Here is a 23,906-nt window from a genome sequence, read left to right as displayed (position 1 = left end):
AGCATGTATGTTATCATCCGATGGTATCTACCCATAATTTTCTGAGCAAGTGGCAGAATTAAGGATTCTCTTTTGTCAAATCACGAAATCAAAGACCGATTCCGCGGATTCCTACCTGTAGTTATCGACGTCGAGACCGCAGGCTTTAATGCAAAAACAGATGCTTTACTCGAATTTGCCGCGAGCATCCTAAGAATGGACGAAAACGGCGAGTTGTACATCCACGAGACCATTGAATTTAAGGTAAAGCCTTTTGAAGGGGCAAACCTTGAAAAAGAAGCACTGGACTTTACAGGTATTGATCCGTTCGCTCCAGACCGAGATGACATGGTGGAAAAAGAAGCCATCAACCAAATGTTTACCAAGGTCCGCAAAGAACTAAAATCTACCGGCTGTAAACGTGCCATTTTAGTGGGTCACAACGCAGCGTTTGACCACGGTTTCTTGAACGCAGCCATTGAACGCTGTGAAATCAAGCGCAACCCTTTCCATCCATTTTCAAGCTTTGACACGGCGTCTTTATCTGGCTTGGCTTTTGGGCAAACCGTTTTGGCCAAAGCATGTCAGGTGGCAGGCATTGAGTTCAGTAACTCTAAAGCACACTCGGCCCAGTACGATACGGAGAAAACCGCTGAGCTTTTCTGCGAAATCGTTAATCGCTGGAAACGTTTGGGGGGCTGGAGTTTGGTGACCGATGACCAAGCGGACAGCATGGAATCCGCCTTCGCTGCCATGGACTCCCATAACTGAGTTCTTTATTGAATCCATATTAGTTACAGATTCATTGGTTGCGGTATTTTGATGTATCAATAAGTATCACTGTGGGACCGACAGTGATGAGGCATCACTTGTAGAGAGCAAACGCATGGTAGGCAAACGAGTTGCATTACTTACATTGGGATGGATATCTCTGATCACGGGGATTATTGGGATTTTCCTACCCCTGTTACCTACCACGCCTTTGGTTTTATTATCTGCGTGGTGTTTCTCTAAATCTTCTGAACGTTTCCATCATTGGCTACTCAATCATAAATACTTTGGTCCCATTGTTAACGATTGGCAATCTGATCAGGGCATTCCTAAAAAGGCCAGAAACCGAGCGCTGATTTTCATGTGGGCTGGAATGCTACTTTCCATGTTCATTGTTGGGCGCTTTTGGGCAACCATTGGTCTGTGTGTGATTGGCGCCGCTGTTAGCATCCATTTACTGCGAATGCCCCTTCGCAAAGAATAGATTGACGACACAAGGGATACCATGACGACTCATACTGAACATGCCATGAAACCATGGCAAAAACGTACCTTAATCACGCTTTTTATCCTTCTGACATTCGTTACCTTAATTTGGAACCTGATCCCTACCGCCACCAAGTGGTTCGTTAATCGGTATACTCAACAGCACGATGTGTCCTTTTCTGCGGACACCATCAACCCCAATATTTTCCCAATTGGGTTAGAGCTTGGTGATGTAAAGCTTCTCAAAGACAGCATCCCTCTCTTCACTCTTAATCATGCCAGCATTGGCCTTGATTTTATGCCTCTGTTAAAAGGTGAATTCCATGTAAACCATGTTGAAGTGAACGGGCTAGACACACAGGTAGAAAACCAAAATGGTGTCATGACAATCGCTGGCCTGTCTCTTCCACAAAACACAGACAAAAAGGCAGAAGCCCCAGCAGAGACGGCAGAGCCAGAAAACGAGCAGTCTATTCCGACTTTTTTCATTTATGATGCTCAAATGCAAGACATCAGTGTGCGCTATCGAACTGAGCGTGGTGAAGATACCTTCTACCTAAACTCCCTCAACGTGATCGAAGTCTCCCATAATATGGACGACTGGATGGGGCAATTGGCCATCGAAGCAGGTCTCAACCAAGCTCAATTAATTGCTGCAGGCGAAGTAAAAGCCAACGGCTCAGAGATAGATACCTATTTAGACTTAAAATCCCTGTCTTTATCCACCAGTGATATTCAAAACTTCGTGCCCAAAGGCATGGAAGTGGGTACAGCTTCAGACGTACAGGTCGCAGGCTCAACCAATGTCATTTATCGTTATCAAGATACGCCACAATTTTCACTTATGGCGCCCTTACTGCAAGTATCTAGTGGCAACACGGCCCTGACCCAAGTCAACCAAGAGCTGGGGTGGACAAACCTAAACACCCGAGTGGAAAACATCCAAGTCGAAGGAACGGGCAGCCGAAACTTATCCGTCAAAGGAAAGGCAGCCTTAGATATCAAAGGACTTTCCATACGCTCAGGGGAGCAATCTCTAAGCACCAAGTCTCTTGCATTCAATGGTCAAACCGAACTTAAAAAAGTCGGTGCTGATATCGAACTTGCCAATACCGCTAGCCAACTGGAAACCCAAGAATTACAAGGAACAGTGAATGGCAACAAACTAAGCCTTGGCACCCTAAAAGCAGAGCTGGCCAACCTTGGTTTTAAATTCAATACGGACAGCCAACAAGGAGAAGGCCAAAGCACCTTGTCTTTAACCAGCGACAACCTTACGGCGGAGACAGCCAAAGGAGAATCCGCAAGCTTAGGCCGGCTGAGTTTTTCATCGCCTGTCGCCTTAAAAGCAAATGAAACGGAACAACAGATCGCCACCGACTCTTTTGAATTAGCATTAACAGAGCTTAATCTTGGGGCAAACTCAGGGACAGCACAATTAAGTGCGCTGACTTTAAATCTTCTAAACACACAAGTGACTCAGTCTGACGAAGGTCAAAATTTCAATACCGAGCTTGCCCTCGATACGCAGGGGTTCAAAGGCTCCCTGATGACAGCGGACAGTCAAAGCAAGCAACCTGATCAAGCAGCTAACCTAGACTCACTGGCCTTAAATACAGCCTTCTCAGGTAGCTTATCTGGTACTCAAGAGTTAACGCTGCAAGGGGATAAGACCCAGCTTCAGCTAGGGGGTGTCGCTTACCAATCCGATGCCCAAGACATCTCCTTAGACCGTTTAGATTGGTCCCTAAATAACATGGCGGCTCAACTTGGTGGTGACAGTACTGCCTTATCAGGGAAATCGGGACTTCAATTATCCAACCTCAAGGCGTCCCTAACACAACTGCCAAACAATCAACCTGATACAGACGTGAGTTTAGAAAGTCTGACCCTCAATAATTCATTGGACTTCCTCCAACAGGGGGAACAAACAGCGATAAATAACACCGCAAACAGCATTGATATGAGCGCTTTATCTGTGTCCCAATCCGATACCTTAGAAGGCATCATGGATGAGTTGGTGTTTTCCTCAAATGAGTTAAAAATAGAACTCGGAACATCTGACCAAGCAACTCACATCAACACCTCAGATAACACCCTCAACATAAGCACAGTGAATGTAGAGTTAGCCGATGGCAGCACTTTGACAAGCTGGGATGAACTGGCTTTGGATAACCCCGCTTTATCTGTGAATGGTACGGACATTTCTGCCGACGTAAATTCCTTCAAGTTACAGCAATTTGTGGCATCTCAACCCAATACTGAAAGTGAATTACCGGCCCTTGCGACCTTTGATCAGCTGGATATAAATCGTATTGCTCTACGCCCCGAAGGTATTGAAATTGCTAGCCTCGTAGTGGATAAACTTGCCAGCAACCTAGTACTGGCAGAGAACCAGCGCATTGAGAATCTCATTCTGCCAAGCTCAGTTAAATCATCTGATGTAGCCTCCACCGAAGAAGTCTCAGGCACGGGTACCGAAAGCGAAACAAACAACTCAGAAGTCAGCCCTTCCAAGGAAACCACACCAGACTTCTATGTGGTCATAGGTAAGATCATTCTATCCCCAGAATCCACCATGACCCTCGTGGATCGGAGCATAGTCCCCACTCTCAAACGGGATCTGACCATTGACGAGCTAACTGTCGATAACCTTAATACCCGTGACGACGGTGCACAAACCTATGTGGTACTCAAAGCCCGTAACGGACGCTACGCCAGCCTTGATGGTAATCTAACGATCGAGCCCACAGCCGCTAAACTCACCATGGACGCTAAGGCCAAAGTCCGTGAAGTAGAGCTGCCTCCCATTTCTCCGTATGTTGCAAATGTACTGGGCTACAATATCGCCTCAGGGCAGTTGAACATGGATCTTAACGTCACTGCCAACCAAGGCCAGCTCAACGGTAATAGCCACATCGTCTTGCGTCAGTTTGATTTGGGGGGCAAAAAAGACAGCAACACTGTGTTAAAAGCTGGTGCGATTCCACTCAACCTAGCTGTGGGCGCCCTCAAAGATGGCGACGATAATATCGTGCTGGACTTGCCATTGAAGGGGGACATTAGCAGCCCTCAATTCCAATGGCAGAACTTCTTCCTGTTACCTGTACGTCAAGGGCTATACAAGGCTTCTAGCATTTATGTGATGCAGACCTTTGTCCCATACGCCAACGTTATTTCATTGGCTCAATTAGCCGGAGAGCAGGTACTACGCTTAAGGGTGCAACCTCTCAACTTCGAATACGGTGAGACAGAAGTGAATGACGAACAGTCAGACTTCCTAACCCAGCTAATCGCCCTTATGAATGACCGTCCAGAAGCAGAGCTAAGAGCCTGTGGCGTTGCGGTGGCAAAAGATCTTGATGAAGAGCTAACCTACGATAACTTACAGGAAGGTGACGAAGATAAGCTCTATGGCATCGCTAACGAGCGCGCAGAGAGCCTAAAAGCCTACTTAGTGGACAATGAGATCGCATCAAGTCGAATCTTTATCTGCTCACCAACAATCGATGAAGACCAGGATGCTCAACCGCGAGTGACCTTAACTTTCTAACCAAAGCCATCATACGATTAATAAGCCAGTCTCTTCATTTAGAGACTGGCTTATGTATTTCCATCCTGCTTTCTCTTTAACCCCTCACTCCATTAGCCCTCTAGATGCCATAAACTATCCTCAAAAAATGGTCAAAAATGCGCCCTCTTTGACAATAATCTGCATCAAACAAAGATATGACCAAAATCAATTTACCTTAGCCACAGAAGGCGTAATCTAGAATCAAAGAGCAAAAGATGAAGGAGAACGATCATGTTGCAAGACAACCACAGCTTGGTAAATGAGTTACCCGAATACAAAGATCAAATTCATACTCTGAAAATGAACGATGCCCACTTTAAGCGTCTGTTTGAGGAATACCACCACCTAGATAATGAAATCCACAACATGGAACAAGAGATCATCTTGGCGAGCACTATGGAAGAAGAGGAATTCAAAAAACGCCGTCTAAAACTAAAAGACACTATGTTGCAAATGCTGCGCAATATTAAACACCAAGAATTAGCGGCAGAGGCTTAATCCTAAGACCCTCATAGCCAATAAAAATGCCGAGCACTGCTCGGCATTTTTGTTTTATCCTACCATCACGAAAATGACCATCTAAAACTCAATCGTTTGAGTGGCATAACCATCTAAATCTGAATCCACATGACTGACATATAATAATAAGTTGGGAGCGAATTCAGGAGATCTCAAGGCGTCACATACCCGCTTAATACTGGCCCTATCCAAGCCATCAAAAGGCTCATCCAGCAAAAGCACATCCGCCTTACGCAGTAAGATACGCGCCAAAGCAATACGACGCGCTTGACCACCCGACACATCACGACCTTGGGCCCCCAACAATGTATCCAAGCCATTAGGCAAAGCAGCTACCCATTCGCTTAAACCCATCACACTCAATACTCGAAGCAACTCACCATCACTGGCATTTGGTGCCCCCAGACGAAGATTGGCAGCCAAGCTTTGCTGGAAGATGATGGATTCCTGGGGTAGATACCCGACCTTTTTACGCCATGATTCATTCTGATAGAGACTTAAGGATTCACCGTTAACCTTTGCCTTCCCTTTGCTTTCAAGATCCCCTGCTAACGCCGCTAATAAAGTCGATTTTCCCGAACCACTCTTGCCGGACAAGCGCACCCGCTCATTGGCATATACCCCCATAGAAATGGGTGGCATCACGCGACCTGGGTAACAACCGGAAAAATCATATAGCTGCAAACTCGCAGGAGATGTCACAGGAGTACATTGGGTGCTATCTGCTTTTCGACTAGACTCTGGCTGTAATTGGTTTAAACGCTTCAAACCTACCTTAGATTGCCCCTGAGCCAAAAATGCCATAGCCATGGGCTGAACCAATTCATTTACCCCCAAGGCTGCTAACACTAAAGCGACCAACATAGGGCCAGCAATGGTTTCCTGCAACATTAAATCACCGTTAACGATCTGCAGAGACATGCCTAGAAGGCTCACAATCAACACCAAACTGGTCAGCTGAATCGCCAATTTAATACGACTCACTACCCTTTGGATTACTGCTTGAGCTGTGCATTGACGATCATCTAAGGTATTCAACCGCTTGCTGTAATCTTGCCAATGGCCACGGATAGTCAAGGTGATGAGAGAAGAAAACACGGACATAAAACGGCTACGACGGTGAATCGATAGCGCTTGCATTTGATAGACAGACTGCAGGGCTAAACGATTTGCCAGCCAGGGCCAAACCAACAATTGAAACAGGGCAAAGACTACCACGGGGATGGCCAGTACCGGCGCAACCCACCAAGCCAATCCTAATAAAGCAAGACAGCCAAGGAAGCTGTAAACCCAAGGCATGACCACCGCCAACGGCCACTTAATAATCTGATCCAAATCCCCCACTAAACGCTGCAACAGATCCCCGCGGGTTTGCTTATGCAAACGCCCTGGGGCAGTGCTCACCCGTTGATCCCAGACCCATAAACGCAAACTGCGTAATAAGCCCAATAAATGATCATGGGAAAAGACCTGCTCACCGTAACGGCCAGCCGTTCGTAAGATAGCCATCAATCGCACTGATGCTCCAGGGGTGAAAAAATCAAACACCAAAGCGGTGCCCAGAACACTGGCCAAACCTGCCGCGGATAAAAACCATCCCGAAATACCAAGCAACGCCACTGCAGCCAAGCTAGCCACCGCACCGATCAATACAGACACCAGCAGTCCGAATGGGTTTTCAATTAATAAAGACTTAAACGTAAGAGATTGGGGTCTGCGCTTCGACATGCACGCCCTCCTGAGTCATTAACCAACGTTGATTTGCCCATACGACAGGGTGGGTATCATGGCTGACGATGATCAGCGTTTTACCAAAGCTGACCTCATCTAGGGTGTTCAATACTTGCTCTGCCGTGTCTGGATCTAGGCCGGAGCAAGGCTCATCTAACAACCAAACATCCGCATCACTTAACAAGGCACGAGCAATAGACAGTCGCTGCATTTGACCACCGGACAAACCTGTCCCTGCTTCACTGATTGGGGTATCCCAACCATAAGGCAAGGTTTCCACAAACTCCCAGCACTGGGCTTTTTTTAAAGAATCCAATAAAGCTTGATCTGTACAGCGCCCTATTCCTAATTCTAGGTTTTGGCGAACAGTGCCCTGAACCCACTCAGGATTTTGTGGCAACCAAGCCAAACGGCGACGCCAATTGGCCATGTTCATACTATGGAAGGCATCCCCTTCCACATAAAGCCCACCGTCAAAGTGTTTCTCAAAGCCTAAAAGAATCGTCATCAAGCTGGATTTGCCTGCACCTGATTCACCCCGTAACCACACCCTATCCCCTTGTTGCAAAATAGCACTCATAGGATGCAACCGCTGACGACCATTGTGACACCAAGCCAACTTATTGAACTCAATAAACGCCCCTATGGCACTAGGATAACTCTGGGGGTTCAGTTTATGGGTGGACTCATCTTGATCGGCAGTCATTAAGAGCTCTTGGATATCCACGGCAGCAGCTTCTGCCTTTTGTTTGGCATGGTAATCATTCCCTAGCTGGCGCAAAGGTAGATAAAACTCTGGTGCCATTAATAATAAGAAAAACGCTGCAAACAAACTTACGGGGGCCACCCCCACCTGCCAAGGTAATTGCTCTAATAGGCCGAGCCCTAAGTAGAGCGCAACCATGGCGATAGAGACCGAAGCAAACAGCTCCAAAGTGCCCGTTGAAAGAAAGGCTAAACGCAACACTCCCATGGTAGTTTTTTGGTAAGACTCTGCTGTAATTGCCAAGCGTTCACGGGCTTTTGGGGTTTGACCTAAGCGCTTGAGCTCTCCCATCCCTTGGTTCAAATCGAGGAATTGATTGGACAACATTTGCAGCACATTAAATTGGCGACGGTTGGCTTGAGCGGCCTTATGCCCCACCAAAATCATGAAAAAAATCACCAAGGGTGCTGTAACCATAAAAATGCTAAAGGCGACCCAAGACACAGGAGCCACCGCAACAAGAATGGTCAAAGGTACGAAAGTCACTAAAAAGACTTGAGGTACATACCGAGTAAAATAATCGTCCAGCGCATCCACCTGCTCATATACCCGTGTCGACAAGCCACCATCTTCATCAATGGTGAGACGACGTGGACCGAGCTGGGTTAAGTGGTTAATCATGCGCTGACGCAAAGAAAATCGAATGGCCCGACTGGCGGCGGCACTCAGCTGCTCGCGCCAGTACTGAGCAAATGATTTAGTAAGAAACGCAGCAGCCGATAGCAGCGCTGCAGTCAGAGGAAAACGTCCTTCTAATACCAAATCGGAAAAGACTTTTGCCAATCCAACGGCTTGAGCAACCAACGCAAAAGCAATTAAGACCCCTAACCATTTAACTACTTGATAGCGCTTTCTTTCCTCGTTTTGCAACGCCGCTAGAAATTGCTGCTCTGGGGTCTTAATTCTTTTCTTCATCGCTCAAATACCCGCCTAATGATTGGCTAACACAACCTTAATAGGAATCTTCTGGCTCTTCACCTTCGTAGCCTGAAAACTCAAGCCACACTGCATTAATGATGCCGAATGAACACGCCAACAAGATGCCTAGAACCCATGCAAAATACCACATAGTAACTCCTCAAATTGGGGCAGCGACCTGCCCCATTTCTATTAATAAAGTGAGTGAGAGTTTTTCTCGATGTGCTCTTTGGTCATACGACCGAACATCACCAAGTAGCTCCAAAGGGTGTATAAAAGAACAATCGGTACAAAAATACACGCCACGACAAACATGATCATCAGCGTCGTTTCACTGGATGTCGCATCCCACATAGTCAAACTCATGCTTGGGAAGGTAGAAGACGGCATCAAGAATGGGAACATAGACCCACCCGCTGTAAAGATCACCCCAGCAATACCCAGAGAAGAGCTTAGGAATGCCATGCCACCACGACCTGCAGCAGCAAACAGAGCAGCCAAAGCCATACCACCAAGACCCACAACAGGCGCTAATATCAATGCCGGTACAGCACTGTAATTTGCTAACCATGCCCCCTGCTGAACTTCCGCTGTTTTCATCAATGGTGTTAAGACGCCATTGCCATCGATTTCGCTGGTGATTACGTAACCATCAATACCAACGGCTAACCAAATACCCGCCAGAGCAAACAAGACTGCGGTGAGCAAACCACTGATAAAGGTTGCTTTCTTAACTCGGTGAAACAGATCACCGTCCGTTTTCATCAGCAACCAAGCGCCACCTTGGGTGACCAGCATCAGCAAGCTGACCAGGCCACATACGATGGCAAACGGGTTCAACAAAGCGAAGAATGACCCGGTGTAAGTAACACGCAAGTACTCGTCAAACTGGAATGGCACACCCTGTAGCAAGTTACCGAACGCCACACCAAAAATGATGGGAGGTACAGCTGAGCCAAAGCCAATGCCTAGATCCCAGCTTTTACGCCATTTAGAACCTTCCAACTTAGAGCGGTAATCAAACCCGATCGGACGGAAGAATAGAGCCGCCAAGGTCAAAATCATGGCCACATAAAACCCAGAGAAAGAGGTGGCATAAACCATTGGCCACGCAGCAAACAAGGCACCACCCGCTGTGATAAACCAAACTTGGTTACCATCCCAGTGAGGGGCAATCGAGTTAATCATCACGCGACGCTCAGCATCGTCCTTAGAGACAACGTTAAGCAAGCTGCCCACACCCATATCAAACCCGTCGGTGATGGCAAAACCAATCAGCAGAACGCCGACCAGTAGCCACCAGATGACTTTTAATACTTCGTAATCCATCTTAAACCTCCTGACCTTTCAACTGATCTGTTTCTTTTTCTAAGGCATAACGGCCGGTATGCAGGCTAGAAGGACCTTGTTTTGCAAAACGAATCATCAGATACATTTCTGCAATTAAGAACACAGTGTACAAAGCAGTCATCAAGCCCATAGACAGCCAGATTTGACCTGTAGTGAGGTTAGAAACCGCCACATGTACTGGAAGCACTTCACCAATCGCCCAAGGCTGACGGCCATATTCGGCCACAAACCAACCTGTTTCACAGGCAATCCATGGTAATGGCAAGGTGAGCATAATGGCTTTTAGGAACAAGCGGTTTTGACCGATACGTCGACGAGCGTTTTGGTAGAAAGCCGCTGCAAACACAACCAACATCAAGAAGCCTGCTGCCACCATGATGCGGAATGACCAGAACAAAGGCGCCACCTTAGGAATGGAGTACTCTACCGCCATATCCAATTGCTCTGGAGTGACATTATCTAGATCTTCGGTAAAGGCTGTTACCAGCAGTCCATAGCCCAAATCGTCTTTTACTTTTTCAAAGTTTTCGATCAATTGAGGATCATCATTTCCGGCTCGCAAATCCGCTAGTAGCTGATTCGCATAGATACCATTGATGATGCGTTGTCGGTGGTATTCTTTAAGGTCTTTTAGACCGACCACTTCTTCGTCCAAAGAACGTGTTGCAATCAAGCCCATCAAACCAGGGATTTGCAATGCAAACTCGGTTTCTTCCAGTTCCTGATTAGGGAAACCAATGATGGTAAAGGGGGCTGGTGCCTCGTGAGTTTCCCACTCTGCCTCAACTGCCGCGAGTTTCACGCGCTGCACTTCCCCTAGCTCGTAGCCTGATTCATCCCCTAGGATGATAACGCTCAACACAGACGCTAAACCGAACGCAGAAGCGATGGCGAAAGAACGACGAGCAAACGCAAGGTCACGATTTTTAAGCAAGTAGTAGCTGGATACCACCAGCACAAAGACCGCACCGGTTACATAGCCTGCAGAGACAGTGTGAACAAATTTCACCTGAGCAACTGGGTTTAGCAGTAGCGCACCAAAGTCTACCAACTCCATACGCATGGTTTGGTAATTAAACTCAGAGCCTACTGGGTTTTGCATCCAGCCGTTGGCAATCAAAATCCACAGGGCAGAAAGGTTAGAACCCAAGGCCACCAACCAGGTCACCATTAGGTGTTTCACTTTGCTCAAGCGGTCCCAGCCAAAGAAGAACAAACCCACTAGGGTTGATTCTAAGAAGAACGCCATCAGACCTTCGATCGCCAAAGGCGCACCGAAAATATCGCCTACGTAGTGAGAGTAGTAAGACCAGTTAGTCCCGAATTGGAACTCCATAGTCAGACCTGTGGTAACACCTAGTGCGAAGTTGATACCAAACAACTTGCCCCAAAAGCGCACCATATCCTTATAAACCTGTTTACCTGTGATGACGTAAACAGACTCCATAATAGCGAGCAAGAAAGAAAGGCCTAAGGTCAGTGGTACGAACAAAAAGTGGTACATGGCCGTTAGCGCAAACTGTAATCGCGAGAGCTCTACAACTGCTTCATTGATCATGATTGAAACCCATGTCTAACGTGAGATGACGGCGGCATTTTGAGGCACTGGTTCGTGCTCTTATTTGTTAGGTCGCCACGATTTGCTAAGCATTCACAAAGTCTATGTCTAGCATTGGTGCCCATTATTAATGAGCTGAGTCAGGAGGGTATTGCGATAGATCAATAAATATCGCTAATAGTGCAAACAAACTAATATTTGTGGTGGGTTACCACTTAGCTTGCCTTTGGCTTTTGATTTGTCCGCGCTGTTTTTTTTGATCCAGTCTACGACGTTGGGAGTTTTTGGTGGGTTTGGTAGCACGGCGCACTTTTTGCGGCGTCATGGCCGTCAGGATTATATCTTTCAGGCGCTGCAATGCGTCTTCTCGATTCGCCTCTTGGGTACGAAACTGCTGTGCCTTGATAATCAGCTGACCGTCTTTTGTTAAACGGCTATCACTCAGGCTCAGAAGCTTCTCTTTATAGGCCTCAGGCAAAGACGACTGAGAAATATCAAACCTGAGATGAATGGCACTGGATACCTTATTGACGTTTTGACCACCCGCTCCTTGAGCTCTAATAGCAGTCAGCTCTATTTCGTCATCGGGTATACTCACTTGATTAGATAGAACTACACTCATTAATTGTCCATTCGGTTTTGGGAATAGCGAACATTATACCAGCTTGATCATTCTCAAGGGTCAACCCTTCGCTTCTTTTCTCAACTCCGCTACAATCCGCTTCCTTATGACAAACAAATGGAGCCATCAGTGACCCTATTTCGCCCATGCATCGACCTACACCAAGGCAAAGTTAAACAGATTGTCGGAGGTAGTTTGAATGACAACGGAGCCCAAGAGAACTTTATCAGTGACTACGATGCGGCCTACTACGCCAGCTTATACCGTGATCATGAATTAAAGGGCGGCCATGTTATTGCACTTGGGAAAGATAAGGAAAACAAGCTGGAGGCACTCAGTGCACTGCGCGCTTACCCCAATGGGTTACAGTACGGCGGCGGCGTTACCAAAAAGAACGCAGCAGAATTCCTCGAAGCAGGAGCCTCCCATGTTATCGTGACCTCTTATCTGTTTGAAGACGGTGAATTCTCTTGGGATCGCCTCGATAAGATTAAACGAGAAACAGGTACTGAACGTTTGGTGTTGGATTTAAGTTGCCGCCGTGTTGGTGAAAGCTGGTTTATCGCCACAGATCGCTGGCAAACCATTACATCAACGGAAGTCAACTTAGACAATTTAGTGGAGCTGGCGGATCATTGCGATGAGTTTTTGATCCATGCGGCGGACGTTGAAGGCCTACAAGCAGGCATTGATGAACGTCTCGTAACCCTGTTGGGTCAAGGCTGTCCAGTAGACGTCACCTATGCTGGCGGAGCCCGCTCATTGGCTGATTTAAAGCGTGTCCATGAACTATCAAATGGCAAGGTTGATCTCACCATTGGCTCAGCCTTAGACATTTTTGGTGGTCAAGGTGTGACTCTTGATGATTGCATTCTTTGGAACCAAGGCAAAATTTAGCCAAAAAACATTGGTGGGAGTCTAGCTCAACTCCCACCATATATGATTTTGCGCCCTCGACATCCCTACCCTGTTGCCGCATACTTGGCAGATACTTTATTTTACATTAGGAAACAATTCGACTATGAGACTTTCTCGCGCCGGATTTTTAATGCTGCCGCTACTTTTGGCAGCCTGCTCCTTGCCAGTTAAACAGACGACGACACCTTCTACACCGGTTGAGCAAGCAGTAAAAAACGACACAACAAACATCACTGATCAAGACAACAAAGCGCAAGTGACTGCGCCTGCTCAAGAGCAAAAAGCCGATGAAGACACGTCGCAAGAGGCTCTTGTTCCGTCTCATCAGGAATTAATAAAAGAATTTGACAGCATTCGCACCGTGGCAAATCAAAACATTGCCGAGCTCAAAACTCGCTCTGGAGCCGTGCCAGAAAAACCAAGCATCATGATTTCAGATCGTTATGATCGTGAAGCTCTGATGGGGAAAATTGAGGAAGTAAAAGCCTACAATCAAACCCTTGTAGCAGAATTAAAAGCTCTGGATTCTCGTGTTGAGCAACGCCGTCAGCGCCCTCAATTTGGCGATGTGATTCAAGTGTATTTATCGGATCTTAAGGTTGAGAGCGAAAAAGATTTCAGCGCCCAACCTTTAATTGGCAATTGGGTACGAGGTGAATCTCGGGTCGTTCGTTTAAACGAGAATATGCTGATGGAAAACAGCACAACAGAACCCATGCGGTTAACCTTTACTGAGGCCTACCAGATTGTTATCAACGGAACCTTAGTGGGAACTTTTGGCCCCAATAACGCAAAACACGAGATGTCCTTTGAGGCGTCTACAGCGGATTTAAAAGGATCCATCGAGGGCTCTTTGGCTACTCGCATTCAAGGTAGCTAACCCCAAGTACTAGTCGATAGTTTAAGGAGTTGGTTCTCCTTTCTCCTTAAACTTATCACGCTGGGCTTCCAATTTTGCGGGCACTAGCACCGTAAGGGATTTAGGCACTACCTCCACCGTCAAAACGTCTGCAGTACGCTCCTCCCCGTCTAACACATAATCAATGTCCTCTTCAGACTCGATTTTTACTCGGTAGGCCGTCATATGGTTCACGCCTTCATAGTCATGGGGATCTAAACGGTTACGCAAACCATGCCCGATTAACTCCATTAAATTTAAGATTTGCGGCCGGTCTGGTACTAACCAAGTTAAGTCTAGCAAGCCATCGGTAAGATCAGGTGCCCCACGCCCTTGGGCTAATAAGGTTGTCACTGGCGCCGCGTTAGCAATGGTCAAACTAGGTGTCGCTAATTCAAATGTCTCTTCATCATCTATGGTGACCTGGTAAGTCTTAGTCACATTGTCACTGACGGCTTCAGACAACCCCTGTAGATAAGCCAACTGACCACTGTCGTTTTTCTTACTCCTATCGGCCTTCTCGATCATCTGCTGTTCAAAGCCAACCCCACTGAGCAACAACATCACTTCATCGTTACAACGGGCGGTATCGATCCGACTTTCCACCCCTTCAATTAGGGCCATGCAGGCCGTATCAATAGGATCTAACTTTACGCCGATACCACACAGGGCGTAGCTCAAAGCGTTGGCTGTCCCGAGGGGAATAATACCCAGCTTCATTTGTGTGTTCACCAACTCTTGAGCCACCTCTGCGATGGTACCATCTCCGCCGCAGCCAATGATTAAGTCTGGTTTCTTCGTCAAAGCACGTTTAGCCCAGTAGCTGCCATTGTAGTCTTTGGTTGTAGTGCGTATGGTCAAATCATAATAAGGGGACAATAACTCAAGAATCCGTGCCTTGCTTTGCTCCCATTGGCGGGTTCCGGCGACGGGATTGGCAATCAGCCAAGCACTATTACGCACAATTAATTGCTTGGCGTGATGCATCTCGCTCAAGCGATGAAACTGCTTTTTGTTAAGGTGAGCACTCTTACGAACCTGCTTAATATGCTTAATCACCCACGCAGGTGTTTTCTCAGGATGTTGGCTCAGTAAATAGGCTGCCATCATAAACACTGATCGCCCCCGCCCTAAAGCACAGTGCACAATGACACTACGACCATCTTTACGATGGGTATGAATCCAATTTAAAGCGCGCTGAACCTGCACATCAGAAGGGGTTGAGTGATCTAAAACAGGCAAGTTTAGATAATCAATATCCTCCCCGAGCAAGGTCCAATTTAGGGAGTTAAATTCTGCTGTGACATCTAAGACTGCCCCGATATTATGATGTTTTATGGTATGTAGATCGGAAGGAAACAAGCGACGCGCCAAAAATAACCCAGGCTCTATTTCTTGTATAGCGGGTGCCTCATCATTGCTACGGGCAATGGCATTAAATAATTGAGTGGCCCAAAGAAATGGCCAGAAAGCCCAACGAATAAAATAGGGAATCGTACCGTCTTCTCTTTTACGGAAAATGGCCGGTTTATTTAACAAGTAGGCTAAGCTTACACAGAAAAATGAAAATGAAGTCCATAACCAAGCCCAGCGAAAATAATTATCCGCGGTAACAATGGTAAAAAACATAAACACCATTGCGATCAGCAAGTACAAATTTGGCTGTAACAACATGCGACACTACTCCCTACTTTTCGCCATTGGCGATGCTGTTTTCCTGATTATAAGATAACCATACCGATGCTTAGTGTTATAAGAAAGCCTACTTTCCTTAGGATTCAAAGCTTCTCCTAAAAATATATTGTTTTTGACATATTCTATAAACTTTAAAGGTCGCGAAATTTTGCTTTTAAACTGGGCTACATAACCTAAACAAAAGTCTTTAAAAATCCGTTTGTGGTCATTGCGCTCTGTGCTAATCTCGAAATTGTCTGCTTAAAAAAGAGCAAACATTTCGGGATAACTGCTACTGCATTCTAGCGGTTCTCAGTTTTTTGTTCGTCGGTGGTTTTCACCTGGAGTTGTTTTAATGGATGCATCTATCTCTTTGTTTGATTTAGGTTGGCAAACCTATTTCCAACAACAGTTGTCATTGGATGACCTAGACGCCAACCTTATTGCGCGTGTATGTCATGTTAGCTCTTCCGGTTATGATCTTATCTCTGAACAAGGTATCACTGCTCTTAAGAGTGCGCCTAATCAACCTAATATGACCATTGGTGATTGGGTTGTGATCGACCAAGATTTCGAATTTGTTCGTAAGCTAGATCGTAGCGCGTTATTTAATGAAGACGATCAATTGATCGCTGCAAACGTGGACACGGTTCTTATTGTCTGTGCTTTAGACGATAGCTTTAATCTGGATTTAATCAAACGCTACTTAGAATTAGTCCACGATGCGGAAGCCGATGCCATTGTGGTACTAACAAAAGCAGACCTATGTGAAGACACAGAAGAAAAGCAAGCTCAGGTACAGCAGCTAGATCCTCTGTTAATCATTGAAACGGTCAACGCCAAGTCTGAAACACCTCTTCAATCCCTGACAACCTTTTTTAAGAAAGGCAAAACCATTGCCATTTTGGGGGCACCTGGATCAGGTAAGTCACGTCTAGTGCGCAACCTCATCGACTTAAATCAAGCCTCGACTCACTTTAGTGTGCAGCAGGATGCCTTGTTTGCATTACCAAATGGAGCAGTACTGCTAGACTCTCCAGCGTTGCGTGAGTTGCAAGCCAGTGCCGCCCATCAGAACTTAACCAGTGAGTTCGCAGACGTACTAGAATTTGCAAGCCATTGCCGCTTTAACGACTGCACCCATACCAATGAGCCTGGTTGTGCCATCAAACAAGCCGTACAGGATGGTAAGCTCGAAGAGCAACGGGTAGATGCTTTCCGCCGCACCTATGGTCATTATCAAGACTTAGATGTGTCAAAGAAGTCAAAGCCCCAAGACAAGTTCCATCGCAGCGCCCATTCTGATGTGAGAGCTCGAAAACACAGCATGTCAGAATAAGCAGTCCCATAAATAAAAAAACTGCCTATTGGCAGTTTTTTTATGTCTATTGATCGTTACAGTGTCTCCCGAGCATCCATCAACTGTGTCCATGTGGCAATGGATTTATCAAATGCCCCCCGTTCCGCTTTCGGGATGGACTGCATGGTCGGTATCTTCGCCGTCATAGGATTTACAGGGCGACCGTTCACATGTAGCTCATAATGCAAGTGTGGGCCAGTCACACGGCCTGTGGCACCGGATAACGCAATCACTTGACCCCGCTTCACCCGTTGCCCAGGCTTCACTAAGATTTTGTCTAAATGTAAAAAGCGGGTGCTGTATTTACCAATGTTATCGATATCAATATAACGTCCCGCATAACGATGGTTAGCTGTTCGAGTTACGATACCATCCCCCGTGGCCAATACTTTGGTTCCTGAAGGTGTCGCTAAGTCTGTGCCATTATGGGGTGACAAACGCCCCGTCACCGGGTGTAATCGGTTCGGATTAAAGCCAGAGCTGATACGGTAAGTGACCGAAGTCGGCCAACGTCGAAGCGCTGGGGTCAAGCTATTGCCCTTCTCATCATAGAAACGGCCATCGGCATTTAAGAAAGCTTGATAAAACTGACCTCGCACTTTAATACGCACTGCTTCCACTTGCTCGGAGCCTACGGGCTCTCCTTCCACGTCACCTTGCTTTAATACCACATCGAACTCATCCCCAGCACGCAGATCTCGGCGGAAATCAAAGCGGTTTTTCAGTAAGTCACTGATGATCATGACATTGGCATCGGATAAACCAGCACGCTTAGCTGATAAATAAAAGCTACCTTCTACTGACCCATGTTTGGCATATTGACTCCAAGTAATGGGTTTCAGATCTTCTTTATAAACAAAGCCGCCGTTTTCATGTTGCTCATACGCAATGGTCTTACTCGGGTCAATACTGCGGGATAAACGCACCAATTCCCCCTCAGGATTTGTTTCAAAACGAAGCTTGTCACCGACTTGCAAGGGTTCCAATACCAGGTATTCTTGATCCGCTTCTAAAATGCTATAAAGCGTCGATATGGGAAACCCATAACGCTGGAATATCCCCTCAAGGGTGTTACCGGACTCAATCGTGTGTTCCACAATTTTGGGCTTTGGAACCGATTGAGTGACCCCATCTACTGGCGTCGTTTCAATAGAATCAGAGGAAGCGACATTGCCCCCCTCTCCAATACCCTCCGGGATCAATGGAGCGAGCTGGTCTAGGGACGGAGGCCTAGGTACATCCGCTATTTGTGTCGTGATGGGAGCAAGGGTGATGCGTTGATTAGGTAAAGCGCTAAAATTTTCCGCGCGCTGATCGTCCTCTACCGAGTCATCAAATACCAGCAAGAAAAACACAAACACACAGACAATCAGAAGGAGCCAAAGGCGTGGTCCGCTTGGGAGCCAACGCGGTTTCCTTTTAGGGTGAGCCATAGAGAGTAAACTTCTTTCCTGGGCAGCTCTCCGCTGCCACGTTGTAAAATATACGATTGCATTGTCGATCTGGCACAGACGGAGGGGCCACCATAAGCATTCGACAAGCTGATTAAGCCGTCTCATCTTGCCTGAGTCTCAAAAAAAATAACAGTCTGTTGATCATCAATCAGCACAAACTAGCGCAAATTCACGGTTTTACAGTAACTTTAATCATAAAGTTTCCCCTATTCAGAAGCCCTACAGGAAGAGCAACCCTCGGCAACACATGCGCTTTGTTACTTCTTTCCCTATTTCTATGCCAACTTCACCTGCGTAACCTCGTATACTCATGTGCACAAAGTCAATTTGATGTCTTTTTTACACATGCGCGGTTGTTGCAAATGGGCTACATTCCCTGCAAGACAAAAATAACAATCGCTAGACATCAACGCTTGCAAAGTAAACGGGCTACAACACTATGAGCAGTACGGGCACACACAGCTATCATTTCACCAGTCAGCAGATTGAAGACACTGCGGCATTGGTCGAGGAATACCCGATTGCCATCAGTATCAATGACCTTAACTATGCTGTCATTCTCATCACACCAATAGATGTTGAAGCTTTTGTAATGGGATTTTGTTTCGCCGAAGGACTGATCACTTCTTCGAAAGAAGTGCTTGATATGAACATTTCTCAGGCTGACTTAACGACAGGGCCCATTCCTAGTCATATCCAAGTAAACATTCAATTAACTGGCCGTGCGCAACAACGAGCCAGCCAAGTGATGCGTCAACGTAAAGGTACATCGGGTTGCGGACTATGCGGTATTGAAGCCATAGAACAAAGCTTTCCGCGACTCCCCCAGCTACCCACATCACCACAGCTATCGGATGACCTTTGGTTAAAAGCAAAAACACAATTTGACCACTACCAACATATTGGCCAAATCAGTGGTGCTATTCACGGCGCATTACTCATGGAGTCCGATGGTACTCCAAGATTATTTGCAGAAGACATCGGGCGCCATAACGCTCTAGACAAACTCATCGGCAAAGCGCTAATCGACAAACATCCACTTAAAGGCTGTCATATCTTGATGTCTAGTCGGTGCAGTACAGAACTTATTCAAAAAGGAGTTAGGGCTGAGATCGCCAGTCTCGGTCACCTTGCTTCGCCAAGTACGCTGGCGGTGTCACAAGCTCGAGCCTATGGGCTACACCTTGTGCACTTACCACGACATGCCGCCCCGCGTCATTACAATTAAAGGAACTGAATCATGAGTAAAAAAGACTCGTACTTTACCCCTTACTCTGGCCCAGCAGGTGGTTGGGGGGCCTTGAAAAGCACCACAGAACACCTGCTAAAAAGCGACAACGCCGTACGCAATGTCCATACCCTACTAAAAACGAACCAACCCAATGGTTTTGATTGTCCAGGGTGTGCCTGGGGCGAAAAGCATGACCCCTCTAAAATCCGCTTTTGTGAAAACGGTGCTAAAGCGGTGAACTGGGAAGCCACGGGGCGTAAAGTGGATGCGGACTTCTTTGCTCAATACGATGTGTCATGGTTAAACACTCAAAGTGATTACTTCCTTGAGTACCAAGGTCGTTTAACAGAACCCATGCGCTACAACTCGGAGACAGACCACTACGAAACCATCTCCTGGGACGATGCCTTTGCCTTAATCGCCAAACATCTAAAAGCCCTTCCGTCACCGGATGACGCGGCATTTTATACTTCTGGCCGCGCTAGCAACGAAGTGGCCTATTTGTATCAGTTGTTTGTACGGGCCTATGGCACCAATAATTTCCCAGACTGTTCAAACATGTGCCATGAGGCCAGCGGCTATGCTCTGATCAGTAGTATTGGTATTGGTAAAGGCACGGTGACCATTGAGGATTTTGAAGAAGCGGATGCAGTGTTTGTGTTTGGTCAAAATCCCGGCACCAATCACCCACGAATGCTGGATACCTTGCGTGAAGTAGTGGACCGTGGCGCTCAAGTTTTGACCTTCAACACCTTAAAAGAACGGGGCTTAGAACGATTCCAAAATCCCCAAAAGCCTGTTGAGATGATGACCAACAGCTCCAAGCCAGTGAATACGGGCTATTTCACCCCAAAAATTGGTGGAGATATGGCGGCGATTCGAGGCATGGCCAAGCATTTGGTTGAACGCCAAGATGCGGGAGAAGCCCTCATCGACTGGCCATTTGTTGAGCAACATACACAAGGTTTTGATGATTATCTTGAGAAGGTACGTGCCACCTCTTGGGAGCAAATCATCGACCAGTCTGGGTTAAAACGTGATGAAATTGAACACGCCGCTAATGTGTACATCAATGCCAACAGTGTCATTTGCACCTGGGCCATGGGCATCACTCAGCATCATCATTCTGTTGCCACCATCCATGAAATCGTGAACTTCTTGTCACTGCGGGGCAACATTGGCAAACCCGGTGCTGGCGCCTGCCCAGTGCGAGGTCACAGTAATGTGCAAGGTGATCGCACCATGGGCATTAATGAGCATCCATCGGAAGCCTTTTTAAATGCTTTAGAAACACGTTTTAAGATGCCTATGCCGCGCCAATCAGGCCTAGCCGTCGTGGACACCATCCGTGCTATGGGTGAGGGCAAGATTAAAGTATTTATTGGATTAGGAGGCAACTTTGCCGCGGCCACACCGGATACAGCCGCCACGCAAAAAGCCCTAGAGCAATGTGACCTGACGGTACAAATCAGCACCAAGCTGAATCGCTCCCACTTGATCACCGGCAAAGACGCCTTAATCCTGCCTTGCCTTGGGCGTACCGACATTGACCGACAGGTAAACGGTGAACAACAAGTCACCGTAGAAGACTCCTTCAGCATGGTGCATGCTTCAGGCGGAGTGATGGAGCCCTTGTCTGAACAACAAAAATCAGAACCCTGGATCGTCGCCGGGATGGCTGAAGCCACTCTTGGCAAGCACCCAGTGGATTGGATGTCATTGGTAGAAGATTATGGCCGTATTCGCGAGCTGATTGCCGATACCATTCCAAATTTCGATAACTTCAACAACAAGATCAAAACACCGGGAGGCTTTTACTTAGGTAACAGCGCTCGTGATCGTGCGTGGAGTACACCAAGTAAGAAGGCATTAATTCATGCCCATGATTTACCTGAAAACATCCTACCGGCTCAGGCCCGTAACAAACTTACGGAGACCTCTCTGATCCTGCAGACATTACGCTCCCATGATCAGTACAACACCACAATTTACGGTCTAAATGATCGCTATCGTGGCATTAAAAACGAGCGAGATGTGGTGTTTATGAATCCGGCGGACATTAAGCGTTTAGGCTTTAGTGAAGGTCAATCTGTAGACATGGCCACATTATGGGACGATGACCAAGAACGCGTCGTCCGTAACTTCAAGCTGGTGCCTTACGATATCCCAGCGGGCAACATCGCCGCCTACTATCCAGAAACAAACCCATTAGTTCCTCTAGACAGCCATGGTGAATTCAGTAATACACCCACGTCAAAAAGTATTGCGGTAGAGCTGACCGCCAGCAAATCGGATACCGATCGAATTCGCTAAACGGAATATCTAGAAAAACAGATGGACTCGATAAACAGAAAGACCCGCCAAAAGCGGGTCTTTTTTTATCTAATACCCAAGGAGGTCAAACTAGACTATTACGACTCAACCACCATTACCCGATTACGCCCTGCATCTTTTGCCCGATAAAGAGCAGAATCAGCTCGCTTTAGGGTAATATCAATACCAGCCTGATACACTGGCTGTGGGTTATGACTGACACCAATGGAAACCGTAATACGCTTCACCTTAGGCATGTCTGCATAGGCTATTTGCTCACACAATGATTCCGCTACCAAGGTGGCCCGATCAAGAGAAGTGTGAGGTAAAAACATTAAGAATTCCTCCCCACCTACGCGGCAGGTGACATCATGTTCACCCGCAGCTTTCATCATCACCTCACCCAAGGTTTGAATGACTTGATCACCTACATCATGGCCAAAACGGTCATTTACGCTTTTGAAATGATCTATATCCAGCGCTAACACCGAAAAAGGCGTATCACTGGCTTCAAATTGATCTAATACACGCTGCATGCCACGACGGTTAAGCAATAGGGTCAAAGGATCTTTGTGACTCGCATCATCCAGCTTATGAATACGCTCATTAAAGGACCCTAATCCGTGCAGCATAGACATTTTCAATTGGGATGCTTCGAAGTACCAAGCCTTGGTATTCACAATGGCATCGTAAGCGTCTTGGTGGTCCAACTGCCCAACGTTTTTAGCCAATTTCCGTAGAGGCAAGGTAATCCAATGGGCTACTAACCAAACCAATAATAAGGTCACGAAAACGATGGGTAACGAGCGCCAAAATACTGGTGCAAGATTGTCATTTAAATCGGCTAAAACAAGGTTAGTCGGTCGCTGTACCACTAACCCCCAATCAGAACTAGAGATAGGGGCAAACCCCGCCAGCATGTCTATGCCCAAAGAGTTGATGCCTCGGGCACTGCCGGATACTCCAGTTAAGGATTGCTGTACTAAATACATCTGCCCAACATTTTGGCCAATACGATTTGGGTCTACGTGGAACAGTAACTCACCATTTCGATCTACTACGTATAAGTAGGATTCATCACTGAATAATTGATTGCGCAACAGGTGAGACAGAGCACCAATTTTATTTAGATAGATGGTGCCAGAAACGTATCCTAGATATTCTCCCTGAGCCCCAAGGATAGGGTGAGACACACTTACCAAGGTATTACCGGTTACGGAATGAAATGGGTCGGAAATCATCGCACGCTGTGCATTGAAAGCTTGTCGAGCCGACTCTGGCAATACATAACCACTTAGGTGTAAGGATTCCGGCGCCACAGCAATAATCTGCGCCTCTTTATTTACAATGACAGCGGAATTGAATATGTCACTTTGGCCGATTAAACGCTGAACTTCTGATTCAAGAGCCCCGGGGTCATCAATCTTTTTAGCCAGGTCTGTCGCACTGTAAGCCACCAACTGCTCAGCAGACTGCAACATTCGATTCGCGGACTCTGCTACTTTTTCCGCGTATCTTTGATTTGATGCTAAGGTATTTTCGATGAGCAAATCTCTTTGCACATGATAAATAGCAAAGTAACTGTTTCCGAGCGTAATTAACACACTACTAAAAGTGAGAATCAAAACAAGTCGACGCAAATCGGCTCGCAATACCCTACGATAAATCCCCATTTACCTTTACTTCCATACAGCTTCGGATTTACAGCCCATATATTCTATTAGAGCTCAAAAAAATATTTATCTTGCACCTTATTATATAGGATTCAAAAGCCTATTAGGCAA

18 protein-coding genes are annotated in these 23,906 nt (G+C 46.7%); 9 read left to right on the top strand and 9 right to left on the bottom strand.

Annotated elements, in window-relative coordinates; translation table 11 throughout:
- The first annotated feature begins 72 nt into the window (after window positions 1-72).
- The 4 genes from rnt (at window position 73) to ACFQ45_RS03225 (ending at window position 5,308) form a co-directional block, all read left to right on the top strand.
- Window positions 73-750: a ribonuclease T gene (gene rnt, locus ACFQ45_RS03240; protein WP_377365288.1), complete on the top strand. Its 678-nt coding sequence runs from the start codon at window positions 73-75 to the stop codon at window positions 748-750.
- A gap of 115 nt (window positions 751-865) precedes the next feature.
- Complete coding sequence (locus ACFQ45_RS03235) at window positions 866-1,234, top strand: YbaN family protein (protein ID WP_377365286.1); 369 nt, start codon at window positions 866-868, stop codon at window positions 1,232-1,234.
- A 21-nt stretch (window positions 1,235-1,255) separates the two neighbouring features.
- Window positions 1,256-4,789, top strand: coding sequence for a DUF748 domain-containing protein (locus ACFQ45_RS03230; protein ID WP_377365284.1), 3,534 nt, complete (start codon window positions 1,256-1,258; stop codon window positions 4,787-4,789).
- A 252-nt stretch (window positions 4,790-5,041) separates the two neighbouring features.
- The gene (locus tag ACFQ45_RS03225) at window positions 5,042-5,308 is read left to right on the top strand and encodes a YdcH family protein (protein ID WP_377365282.1); all 267 of its coding nucleotides are present in this window, start codon (window positions 5,042-5,044) and stop codon (window positions 5,306-5,308) included.
- Window positions 5,309-5,389: 81 nt separating this feature from the next.
- On the opposite strand, the gene ACFQ45_RS03220 is transcribed toward ACFQ45_RS03225, so the two are convergent.
- From ACFQ45_RS03220 to arfB, 6 genes are all read right to left on the bottom strand, one after another.
- A complete protein-coding gene (locus ACFQ45_RS03220; protein ID WP_377365280.1) occupies window positions 5,390-7,057 on the bottom strand; it encodes an amino acid ABC transporter ATP-binding/permease protein in 1,668 nt (555 codons plus the stop codon).
- Window positions 7,023-8,741: a thiol reductant ABC exporter subunit CydD gene (gene cydD, locus ACFQ45_RS03215; protein WP_377365278.1), complete on the bottom strand. Its 1,719-nt coding sequence runs from the start codon at window positions 8,739-8,741 to the stop codon at window positions 7,023-7,025. The genes ACFQ45_RS03220 and cydD overlap by 35 nt, the downstream gene beginning before the upstream one ends.
- A 37-nt stretch (window positions 8,742-8,778) precedes the next feature.
- On the bottom strand, window positions 8,779-8,895 hold the full coding sequence (gene cydX / locus ACFQ45_RS03210) for a cytochrome bd-I oxidase subunit CydX (protein WP_377365276.1): 117 nt from the start codon (window positions 8,893-8,895) through the stop codon (window positions 8,779-8,781).
- Window positions 8,896-8,936: 41 nt separating this feature from the next.
- Window positions 8,937-10,073: a cytochrome d ubiquinol oxidase subunit II gene (cydB, locus tag ACFQ45_RS03205; protein ID WP_377365274.1), complete on the bottom strand. Its 1,137-nt coding sequence runs from the start codon at window positions 10,071-10,073 to the stop codon at window positions 8,937-8,939.
- A gap of 1 nt (window position 10,074) precedes the next feature.
- On the bottom strand, window positions 10,075-11,652 hold the full coding sequence (locus ACFQ45_RS03200) for a cytochrome ubiquinol oxidase subunit I (protein ID WP_377365272.1): 1,578 nt from the start codon (window positions 11,650-11,652) through the stop codon (window positions 10,075-10,077).
- 208 nt (window positions 11,653-11,860) lie between these two features.
- Complete coding sequence (arfB, locus tag ACFQ45_RS03195) at window positions 11,861-12,274, bottom strand: alternative ribosome rescue aminoacyl-tRNA hydrolase ArfB (RefSeq protein ID WP_377365270.1); 414 nt, start codon at window positions 12,272-12,274, stop codon at window positions 11,861-11,863.
- A gap of 129 nt (window positions 12,275-12,403) precedes the next feature.
- Here arfB and hisA point away from each other — a divergent pair, with 129 nt between their 5' ends.
- Both hisA and ACFQ45_RS03185 read left to right on the top strand, forming a co-directional pair.
- The gene (gene hisA, locus ACFQ45_RS03190; protein ID WP_377365268.1) at window positions 12,404-13,171 is read left to right on the top strand and encodes a phosphoribosylformimino-5-aminoimidazole carboxamide ribotide isomerase; all 768 of its coding nucleotides are present in this window, start codon (window positions 12,404-12,406) and stop codon (window positions 13,169-13,171) included.
- Window positions 13,172-13,295: 124 nt separating this feature from the next.
- Window positions 13,296-14,072, top strand: a complete 777-nt coding sequence (locus tag ACFQ45_RS03185) for a hypothetical protein (RefSeq protein WP_377365266.1) — start codon at window positions 13,296-13,298, stop codon at window positions 14,070-14,072.
- A gap of 21 nt (window positions 14,073-14,093) precedes the next feature.
- On the opposite strand, the gene ACFQ45_RS03180 is transcribed toward ACFQ45_RS03185, so the two are convergent.
- Window positions 14,094-15,764 (bottom strand): diacylglycerol kinase family protein, encoded by a 1,671-nt coding sequence (locus ACFQ45_RS03180; RefSeq protein ID WP_377365263.1) that lies wholly within the window; start codon window positions 15,762-15,764, stop codon window positions 14,094-14,096.
- Between the two features lie 355 nt (window positions 15,765-16,119).
- Between ACFQ45_RS03180 and rsgA the strand changes: the two genes are divergently transcribed.
- A complete protein-coding gene (gene rsgA / locus ACFQ45_RS03175) occupies window positions 16,120-17,103 on the top strand; it encodes a ribosome small subunit-dependent GTPase A (protein WP_377365261.1) in 984 nt (327 codons plus the stop codon).
- A gap of 56 nt (window positions 17,104-17,159) precedes the next feature.
- On the opposite strand, the gene ACFQ45_RS03170 is transcribed toward rsgA, so the two are convergent.
- The gene (locus tag ACFQ45_RS03170) at window positions 17,160-18,557 is read right to left on the bottom strand and encodes a peptidoglycan DD-metalloendopeptidase family protein (RefSeq protein WP_377365259.1); all 1,398 of its coding nucleotides are present in this window, start codon (window positions 18,555-18,557) and stop codon (window positions 17,160-17,162) included.
- A 460-nt stretch (window positions 18,558-19,017) separates the two neighbouring features.
- Here ACFQ45_RS03170 and ACFQ45_RS03165 point away from each other — a divergent pair, with 460 nt between their 5' ends.
- Together ACFQ45_RS03165 and ACFQ45_RS03160 are read left to right on the top strand one after the other, a co-directional pair.
- The gene (locus tag ACFQ45_RS03165) at window positions 19,018-19,806 is read left to right on the top strand and encodes a formate dehydrogenase accessory sulfurtransferase FdhD (protein ID WP_377365257.1); all 789 of its coding nucleotides are present in this window, start codon (window positions 19,018-19,020) and stop codon (window positions 19,804-19,806) included.
- 12 nt (window positions 19,807-19,818) lie between these two features.
- Entirely contained in the window at window positions 19,819-22,122 is a 2,304-nt protein-coding gene (locus tag ACFQ45_RS03160) for an FdhF/YdeP family oxidoreductase (protein WP_377365255.1), read from the top strand.
- Between the two features lie 98 nt (window positions 22,123-22,220).
- Here the strand turns inward: ACFQ45_RS03160 and ACFQ45_RS03155 are convergent, their stop codons facing one another.
- Window positions 22,221-23,795 (bottom strand): sensor domain-containing diguanylate cyclase, encoded by a 1,575-nt coding sequence (locus ACFQ45_RS03155; protein ID WP_377365253.1) that lies wholly within the window; start codon window positions 23,793-23,795, stop codon window positions 22,221-22,223.
- Window positions 23,796-23,906: the final 111 nt, after the last annotated feature.

The organism is Rhodanobacter aciditrophus, assembly GCF_042679525.1.
GTDB lineage: Bacteria > Pseudomonadota > Gammaproteobacteria > Pseudomonadales > Marinomonadaceae > Marinomonas > Marinomonas aciditrophus.
This window is presented reverse-complemented; position numbering and strand designations above follow the sequence as displayed.

Coding starts and splice junctions, on each gene's coding strand:
- ACFQ45_RS03235 (WP_377365286.1), top strand. CDS start 866: ATGGTAGGCAAACGAGTTGCATTACTTACATTGGGATGGATATCTCTG.
- ACFQ45_RS03230 (WP_377365284.1), top strand. CDS start 1,256: ATGACGACTCATACTGAACATGCCATGAAACCATGGCAAAAACGTACC.
- ACFQ45_RS03225 (WP_377365282.1), top strand. CDS start 5,042: ATGTTGCAAGACAACCACAGCTTGGTAAATGAGTTACCCGAATACAAA.
- ACFQ45_RS03220 (WP_377365280.1), bottom strand. CDS start 7,057: ATGTCGAAGCGCAGACCCCAATCTCTTACGTTTAAGTCTTTATTAATT.
- cydD (WP_377365278.1), bottom strand. CDS start 8,741: ATGAAGAAAAGAATTAAGACCCCAGAGCAGCAATTTCTAGCGGCGTTG.
- cydX (WP_377365276.1), bottom strand. CDS start 8,895: ATGTGGTATTTTGCATGGGTTCTAGGCATCTTGTTGGCGTGTTCATTC.
- cydB (WP_377365274.1), bottom strand. CDS start 10,073: ATGGATTACGAAGTATTAAAAGTCATCTGGTGGCTACTGGTCGGCGTT.
- ACFQ45_RS03200 (WP_377365272.1), bottom strand. CDS start 11,652: ATGATCAATGAAGCAGTTGTAGAGCTCTCGCGATTACAGTTTGCGCTA.
- arfB (WP_377365270.1), bottom strand. CDS start 12,274: ATGAGTGTAGTTCTATCTAATCAAGTGAGTATACCCGATGACGAAATA.
- ACFQ45_RS03185 (WP_377365266.1), top strand. CDS start 13,296: ATGAGACTTTCTCGCGCCGGATTTTTAATGCTGCCGCTACTTTTGGCA.
- ACFQ45_RS03180 (WP_377365263.1), bottom strand. CDS start 15,764: ATGTTGTTACAGCCAAATTTGTACTTGCTGATCGCAATGGTGTTTATG.
- rsgA (WP_377365261.1), top strand. CDS start 16,120: ATGGATGCATCTATCTCTTTGTTTGATTTAGGTTGGCAAACCTATTTC.
- ACFQ45_RS03170 (WP_377365259.1), bottom strand. CDS start 18,557: ATGGCTCACCCTAAAAGGAAACCGCGTTGGCTCCCAAGCGGACCACGC.
- ACFQ45_RS03165 (WP_377365257.1), top strand. CDS start 19,018: ATGAGCAGTACGGGCACACACAGCTATCATTTCACCAGTCAGCAGATT.
- ACFQ45_RS03160 (WP_377365255.1), top strand. CDS start 19,819: ATGAGTAAAAAAGACTCGTACTTTACCCCTTACTCTGGCCCAGCAGGT.
- ACFQ45_RS03155 (WP_377365253.1), bottom strand. CDS start 23,795: ATGGGGATTTATCGTAGGGTATTGCGAGCCGATTTGCGTCGACTTGTT.